The 8,484-nt window shown below is 35.0% G+C and carries 4 protein-coding genes; all 4 read right to left on the bottom strand.

The features are described 5' to 3' along the window. Positions 1-1,509 (bottom strand): DUF5703 domain-containing protein (locus tag VGE71_RS07105; protein ID WP_331137699.1); only part of this gene is annotated, 1,509 nt, incomplete at its 3' end. 254 nt (positions 1,510-1,763) lie between these two features. Then, the gene (locus VGE71_RS07110; protein WP_331137700.1) at positions 1,764-3,194 is read right to left on the bottom strand and encodes a sialate O-acetylesterase; all 1,431 of its coding nucleotides are present in this window, start codon (positions 3,192-3,194) and stop codon (positions 1,764-1,766) included. A gap of 236 nt (positions 3,195-3,430) precedes the next feature. Beyond that, entirely contained in the window at positions 3,431-6,817 is a 3,387-nt protein-coding gene (locus tag VGE71_RS07115) for a glycosyl hydrolase (RefSeq protein WP_331137701.1), read from the bottom strand. A 257-nt stretch (positions 6,818-7,074) separates the two neighbouring features. Continuing rightward, the coding region (locus VGE71_RS07120; protein ID WP_331137702.1) for a beta-galactosidase small subunit family protein at positions 7,075-8,484 on the bottom strand (1,410 nt) is incomplete at its 5' end.

Consider the following 8,484-nt stretch of genomic DNA (forward strand, 5'->3'; position numbering starts at 1 on the left):
ATCAAAAAAACGAAGGCAACTTATAATAAATGGATTGTATTTCTGAATATCTTCTTTAGCATATTTTTTCTGTTGCAACATCATTTGGCAGAACTCTAAAACAGTGTCCCATTCGTATTCCAACCAAGCATTGTATTCCATTCCAGGATCGTAATCTGCGGGACGTTTCCATTCGTATTCAGCAGGGTTTGGCAATCCGAAATTTTCTAATTGTTCTGTGAAAGAAGCTCCGTTATGTTTCCAATAGACTTTACTGCGTAATTCGGCATTTTTTTGAAGACTTACGTAATAATCCAATTGCGATTTCATCATATCAAAATCACCGCTTTTTACCATCGGAAAATAAACCAATCGCTGGTTTTGAGCTGTCATGGTTCCTCCTCCCCAATTTCTAAAATCGGGTGTAAAATTCAGGTCTTTGTTTGTGTAAACTGGATCAACCGTAAAAAGTCCGCCGTTGAATTTGGTTGGATATTTTCCATACGCGTTACATCCCAACATATATCTAAATAATTGATAATTTTGTCCGATTTGATAAACCGAATCTCTCTCAATCGATTGATTTTTTTGTGTAAAAATAAAACTGCGATTCCAGAAATTATTCCACCATTTTATAGTGTTTTTCTCTGCTTGTTTCGCTGTGTTTTTATTCGAAGAAATTAAACTTTTCAATCCGTTATTCCAAGTTGAAAAATCGTATTGGCTAGTATTTAAATAAATTTCTAACGAATGTTTTTTTGAAGGTTTTACGCTCGTTAAATTAAAACCTTTGAAATCGGTATCCTGATATTTCCCTAAATAAGTCCCGTCTGGTTTTAGATTATCGCCTTTCATGAATCCGCCGAAAGTTAGATTGGCAATTGGATTCATCATTTGGTCTTTTACCGATTCCATTTTCTGTTGTTTTACAGCAACATCAAAAACCGTTTGTTCGCGATTTCTGTGATAGAATTTAAGTCCGTTATTTTCAAAACCAATTGAATCTTTAAAATTGACAAGATCTCCTTGAGGCGCCCATTTATAAGAATTAGCATTATTTTCTTTTCCTTTTGAAATACGGTTCTGATGACGCCAGCTTTCATAAGAAGCTGTCATCTTCAACGGATTTTTACTTTCTAAATCAACATGAATAATCGGTTTAAAAACATCCACCCAAAGTTTGATTTTAGTATCATTTTGTCCAACCAAAATATAACCGTCTTTCAATTTTAATTCTTGACGAAAACCAGCTGCCCCCTCAAACGGATTTGGACTTAAAGTGATTTTTACGCGTCCTAATTTCAGTAAAGTATTATGCTCGTCAAAAGTCCCACTTCGTGAAAAATAGAAATACAAATCTCCTTTTTCTACCCAAACATTCATACCAATATCACCTCCGCCCAAAGGCATAGATTCGGATGAATTATTGCTCTGTGTTGTCCAGACTTGATTGTACGTATCGAGTACAGGAATCTGAGCTTTAAGGCAAAGCGTGGTGAAAAGAAAAAATAGAAGTATTAAATTTTTCAACTTATTAATTTTATATAGAATACTATTATTGAACCATATAAGTCATATAAGATAATTTAAGCCAAGCTTTAAATATTAAACTTATATTTCTTAAAACACAAACCAAACACAAAACTTACATTCTCTTATAATACGATTATTGAACCATATAAGTCATATAAGATAATCTAAGTCAAGCTTTAAATATCAAACTTATATTTCTTTAAAAACACAAAGCTTACATTTTCTTATATGACTTATATGGTTTAAAAAAATTACCATTCGTCTGTTCTAAAAGAAGAAACCGGCAATCCACCTGCACTAAACAATTCCGCTTTGGCGAAATCTTTCCATAAATATCGTATTGCAACAGGTTTCTTTACTTTATCAGAAGTTAAAACCACTGATTTTCTTCTTACAACTGTTTTCGCTGGATAAAAAACTTTGTCTTCTCCTGCTATTTCAAAACCCGTCACTTCTTTTTCATAAGACGTAATTCCGTTAGCTACATCGTCAAACGAAACGGTTACAGCACCATCTTTAATTTCCATGCTTTTGTATTTCGGACTTTCGAATTCGAAACCTTCAATTCCATATGTTCTTGCCAAAGCCTGAAAAGCCAATCGGTTTCCTCCCTTTTCCTTGTCCATTGGATGAATATTATTTTCTTCACCAACGTCCATTAAAACTGCCATTGCCGAATTCGGAATTTCCTTTGAAGCCTTAAACTGAGCCTCTCTCAAATAAGCCGAATTGTATTTCTCCAAATAATCTTTTGGATGAAATGAAGCATAATTAAACGGCGCAATCTGAGCAAAATAAAAAGGAAAATCTCCTTGATTCCACATTGTTCTCCAACTACTTACCATTTTTTTCATTAAAGCGGTATATTCATTTGCTCTCTCGTAATTTGACTCGCCTTGATACCAAATACAACCTTTGATTCCGTAACCAATAACAGGTGAAAGCATTCCGTTAAACAAAGTCGTTGGAACACGATTTGGATCTTTTGCCAATTCTTCTTTTGTAGTTGGAATTTTAGCGCTTGCGAAATCTTTCAGCATTTCCTTGTTCATCCACGCTTCCATGCTCGAACCTCCATACGAAACATGAATCAATCCCACAGGAACATTTAAAACTTCCTGTAAAAGCGAACCAAAATACCAAGCTGTTGCACTAAAATTGGATGTCGATTTTGGAGAAGCTTCTTCCCATTTTCCTTCAAAATCATCTTTTGGTTCTAAAACCGTCGCACGCGGAATTGTTATTAAACGAATATTTTTATTAGTTGACCTTACAATGATTTCGTTTCCGTTTTTAACAGGTTGTCCTTGAAATCCTTTTAATGGCATTTCCATATTCGATTGTCCAGAACAAAGCCAAACTTCTCCAATTAAAATATTTTTAATCGTTACTTTTTCAGTTCCTTCTGTAACTTCAATTGCAAAAGGTCCGCCTGCAACTGGTGTTTGCAATTCGGTTTTCCATTTACCAGAAGCATCGGCTTTTGTTTTGTAAATTTTAGAATCCCATGATGCTTTGATGATAATCTTTGCATTCTTTTCTGCCCAGCCCCAAATTGGTGCGTTTGATTTCTGTTGCAACATCATGTTATCGCTAAACAATGCTGGCATTTTGATTTTTGCATTGATTTGAAGGCTAGCTAAAAATGCAATTACAATAAAAATGTTTTTAAAATTTTTCATTTTTTTTATCCTTAAATTTTCAAAAGATATGTCGCTCCTCTGGAGCTAAACTTCTCTTTACTATTATTTTCTATAAATATTTCGCTCTTCCAGAGCTTTTCTATTTCTATTATTATGCTAAAAACATGTTCTTAATTTTCATAAATTTTCAATCCTGCTGAACAAGTCCCAGAGGGACGAAATATTTATAGAATAAACAACATCATAATACAAAAGCTCCAGCGGAGCGACATCTATTATTTCTCTTTTAAAATTACAATCGGTCCCAATAATCCCGCTTTCAATAACGGATTTTCTTCCAATCTAAATGGCGCTGTTGTCCAAGTTAACCTTTCTTCTTTTGGTAATTTTTGGTCACCAATTAAACGGTTTGCCCACGTATTGGTCACTTTTATTACGATTGTATTTTTTCCTTTTTGTAATGCTTGTGAAATATCTGTTTTGAATGGAAAAGTCCAAAGCGTTCCGCAATCTTTTCCGTTGATTGAAACTTCAGCTATATTGGCAATTTCACCTAAATCAAGCCAGATTTTGCTGGTGTCTTTTCCTTGCCAAACAAACTCTTTTTTGTAAGTAACAGTTCCTGCGTAATACTTAATTTGATCATTTTCTGAAGTACTCCAATCAAAAAGTTTATTTGTTTTTATGACTTCTTTCGGACCTTTAAATTCTGGATCAAATTGAATTTCCCAATTTTCATCTAAAACCTGAACTTTTTCAAATTCAGCTGTTTTTCCTTGAGCTAAAACTTCTTTCGTTTGCTCTTTAAAAATCACAAAACCAGATTCATTAGCTTCTAAAGTTATCGAAACAATTGTTCTTCCGTTTTCTATTTTCCAATTGGCTAAAGCCGACGTTTTATCCGTAACAGGATTGTACCATTGCGGAATTTTTCCAGTTATTCTGAAAGAAGCGTCAAATGTTCTTTTTTGCTCTTTTTGATTCGAAAGAAAATAAACTTCTTCGTTATCTGCTTTTCTATGTGCCCAAGCAATCGTTTCTGAATCGGCTCTGTTTAGGTTTGGAAAATAAACATCTTGTGTTATCCCGATTGAAGCAAAATCATTTCCTAAATAAGGCAATTTGACAACCGTTCCTTTTCCGATTTTCCATGAAGATGAATTGTCATTATTCCAAATTTCATCAATCACATTTTGCCATTTCTTATGATCTGATTCTGATTGGATTCCTGGCTGAATAGTTGGTTTTTCATCTACAAAAATCGTCGCTCCATCTTTTAGCAATTGCAGGATTTTTTCGGCGGAAGCCAAAGACAAAATTTTATTCGGCGCCATTTTATGACTTCCTGGAAACAGTAAAGCTCCATATTCGATTCCGCCTTCAAAAGTTACTTTTCCGTTTACCACTTTTGCTCTGTTGATTAAAACATCTGCATTAAATGAATCATATTGATAACCATTTAAAGCATTAATCCATTGTGATAAATCGGTGATGTTTTTAGAATACGTCACTTCTTTCGGCATTTTTGCTGTTGGCTGACCTTCATTTTCTAAACGGATTTTCTCGCTTTCGATTCTTTCCTTTCCAAAAACATTCGGAATAAACGGCACCAAACGATCTGGAACAAAAGAACGCGAAGGAAAATCTTCTCCAATAAAAACCGCCAAATCAATTACAGGTTTTCCTTTTTGTAACTGAAACTGCACTCTTTGACAATAATCAAACCAAGCTTTCCCAGGTTTCCACCAAGTTTGGTCTCTTTGGAAAAAAGTCCCAATATCGTCTAAAGTCATTCCCGGCTTTCTGTCCGTCCAAGGATTATGTACAAAAACGTGGTAGAATAAACGGTTGATTCCTAAAGCATAATTTCGGTCTGCTGTCGTTTTTAGATTCCCTGGATGTTCGTCCCAATCCATTCGCAAAGCCGTAAAAGATTCTGCTTGAATAATGTCTTTTCCGTAAATATGTCCGCCAGAAATAGCATCAACCATATCAAAAGGTTTATCGTGTGTTGGACTTTTCAGCCAAAATTCACCACCCGGATAATCAACATATTTATAATGCAATAAAGCATCGCTCATCATGGTTGGAGCGACATTCTCTGAACTTAATTTAACCTTATATTCTTTAGCAATTTGAGCGACAGTTCCGTAGAAATTATCCGCTATTAAATCGCCAATTGTTTTTCTGACATCGTATAAAACTTTCTCTGAGAAATCGGCACTTTCCACTGGAATTCCAGCCATTACAGGAAGATATTCTACAATATCGTAACCGCGTCTCTTTTTAAATTCAGACTGAAAAACCGAAGACCAATTCTGACTTCCACATTCCCAACTATCAAAATGCAAAATTGCCAAAACTCTTGAAGCCAATTCTGGGCCAGCAGAACGCACTGCTTCTCCAAACCAATGATCCAATTGAAAACGAATTAATTCTGGATTAAATTTATCTACTTCCAAACCTTTTCCTGCTCCACCCGTTGCGTTTTCATGTCCTGTAGAAGTATGCCCCATTCGGATGATTCTCCATTTTCCTTTTGGCGCTTTCCAATTTAAATTTCCATCAGTGTCAACAAAATTAGAAATATTGATGATTTCTGATTTTTTGAATGCATCTGAATTCGGAATTTGTTTTTCCGTAGTGTCTGGAGTCAAACGCCAAATCGCTCCTGATTTTCCTTCGTAATTATTGATTAAAGATTGATTTGAAAGTGTAATTTTACTCACTTTCAAATTCTGTTTCCATTTCGCAAAATCTAAATCTTCTGCTCCTGGTTCTGTTCCTACTGGATCATACACAAATCTGAAATATTTTGCTGTAACAGGCGTAATAGTATGCGTATTAGGAAAATCCATATCCTGCCAACCGTGACGCGGTGCAATCAGTCTTTCGTGGAATTTAAAATGAACTCCATCATCACTTACTTCCACAATTAAACGCTGTGCCTGATAATCTCTTCCTTTGGTTTCAATTACAATCGATTTGCAAGTAAAAGGCTGTGCAAATTCATACTGAATCCAACCTGCATCTGCAAATTTGAAGTTTTCATCTTTCTTCGGATCAGCCAAAAATGAAGCATCTGTGTTATTTGATGTTGTAACTTTTGGCAATTGCATCTGAGATGTTGTGTGATATTCTTTTATCGGAAGCGCAAAAACCGCAATGTCTTTATAATACTCTTTATAATGCTCTGGAACAGGAAGTTTTGAAACAACTTTTTTTCCTCCTAAAATTTCAGTTGTCGACCAAACTACTCTTTGCATGGACATTTCTGGCTTAATCCACGGACCACCTGCAACGGCAAATCCGTCTGCTCCGTGAAAAGCGAGTTTCAAACCTAAACGGTCAGCTTCTTTAAAAGCCCAATTAATCATATCCCAAAATTCAGGCGTCAACTGTAAAACTGGCGGATCGATTAATGGCGGATTTGCTGGACCTTTGATGGTCATTAAATATGCGCCTGCAATTCCGTTTTGTTTCATGGCTTCTAAATCGGCTGTGATTCCTGCTTTAGAATACGCCGATTTCATCCAATACCAATACACCCAAGTTTTGGAGGATTCTAATGTTGGCTGAAATGATTCTTTTTTATGAACTTCCTGCGCAGAGACGATGCTTGCGAGAAGGAGGATAAAAAAGAGGTGTTTTTTTTGAAACATTTTTAATCGTTTTATTTCGTTTGTAAACCCGACAGGTTTTTGAAACCTGTCGCGTTTGGTATATTTATTATATAGCCAATGGTTTCAACCACTGGGACGAAACGTAATTACACAATACGTTTCCCAAGGTTGAAACCTTGGGCTATGTTTGATCTAAATATTGAATCTATGACGAATTCCGTGTGTGATTTCTCGGTCCTCGAAATGACAAACTATATCTTTAATTTTTAATTCTTAATTTTTAATTGTCAATTAATCTAATATTTAAACTTCTTCAAACTACTTTCCAACTGATTTTTCGAACCGTTGAAAGGCGTTAAATAAAAACTATATTGATAATTTCCAGATTTAATCTGATATTGCTCAATTGGTTGTGCTACAATCGTCCAGCTGTCGTTTCCTCCCACTCCCATTTGGATTAAATCGATGTTTAATATCAAAAATCCTGGATCTTTTAAATCATATGTATGACCTGATGCACTTAGGTTTTCTTGTGTGTAAGGCCATGCGCTCATGCTTAAAACTTTGGAATCATTAACTACCATAAAACCTTGATTTTTCTGAGGAGTTGTCAATGCCATCCATCTTACATCACATCTGTTTCCGTTTTCTTGTGGTTTTGGGTAATGTTCGATGAAATCATTAATTGGAAGTGAATATTTACCAACAAACGAGCCAAAACTTCTGTCGCTGTAATTTTCCAATTCTCCTTTTCCGTACCACGAAATCTGATCGAATTTTCTTTGAACTCCCATCTGCATTCCGATTTTTGGAAGGTTTGGCAATTTGTCTGAAGCTTTCAAACTATAATCTACTTTTATCACTCCTTCTGGACTGATGTTATAGACTACGTTTACGCTTGCACTATCTTTTATAATTTCGTAATCGCTTATTACTTTAATTTCAGAAGCCGATTTATCGATTTTCACGTTAACCAATTTTGGTTTTGCTTTGTACCATTGTTTCAAAAGCTTTTGCGATTTCCATCCGCGTTTATCGTTGTCTGTAAGTGGTCTTACGAAATTTGGCAACAAAGGTGCAAAAACTTGTTCTTCTCCGTTGAAAACATACGAACTCAAAGCTCCGTTTGTTTTTCCAATCGTAATATCAAAAGCTTTTCCTTTGATTTTAAATTCTGAATCAGATTCCGAAATATTCAAAGCTTCTTTTTTTGCATTTAAAACCAAAGCTTCTTTCTTTTTCAACTGAAATTGATCTTCGGCAACCACATATCCTTTTGAAGCCCAAAGTTCATCTGCTGAAAGTTGAAATTCAATATTCAAAAGATATTCAGCATCATTTTTCATTTTTGGAAGATATACGCTGATATCTATTGTTGTCGATTGTCCTGCTTCTACTTTTAATGGTTTTAAAATCTGAGTTTTGATTACGTTTCCGTTTTCCAACACTTTTAAAACAGGAACATAACCTTCTAAAGATTTAACCGCCTGACGATTTTTAATTTCTAATTGATTTCCGTTTAAAGTCGAAATCGCTGGCTGATACACCCATTTGTTTTCAAAAATAGAGCCTTTTGGTTTTCCGTTAGAATCTACAATTCCTTTTGTATTGAAGTTTCCGTCATGGTATTTTTCACCAAAATCTCCTCCGTGCGCAAAATAATTTTGACCAGATCTTGAATCAAATTTCACTAATCCTTGGTCTTT

Origin of the sequence: Flavobacterium sp., from assembly GCF_036405015.1 — a bacterium.
Lineage (GTDB): Bacteria > Bacteroidota > Bacteroidia > Flavobacteriales > Flavobacteriaceae > Flavobacterium.

Excerpts from the sequence above, each read along its gene's own strand:
- VGE71_RS07110 (WP_331137700.1), bottom strand. The coding sequence starts at position 3,194 with ATGAAAAATTTTAAAAACATTTTTATTGTAATTGCATTTTTAGCTAGC.
- VGE71_RS07115 (WP_331137701.1), bottom strand. The coding sequence starts at position 6,817 with ATGTTTCAAAAAAAACACCTCTTTTTTATCCTCCTTCTCGCAAGCATC.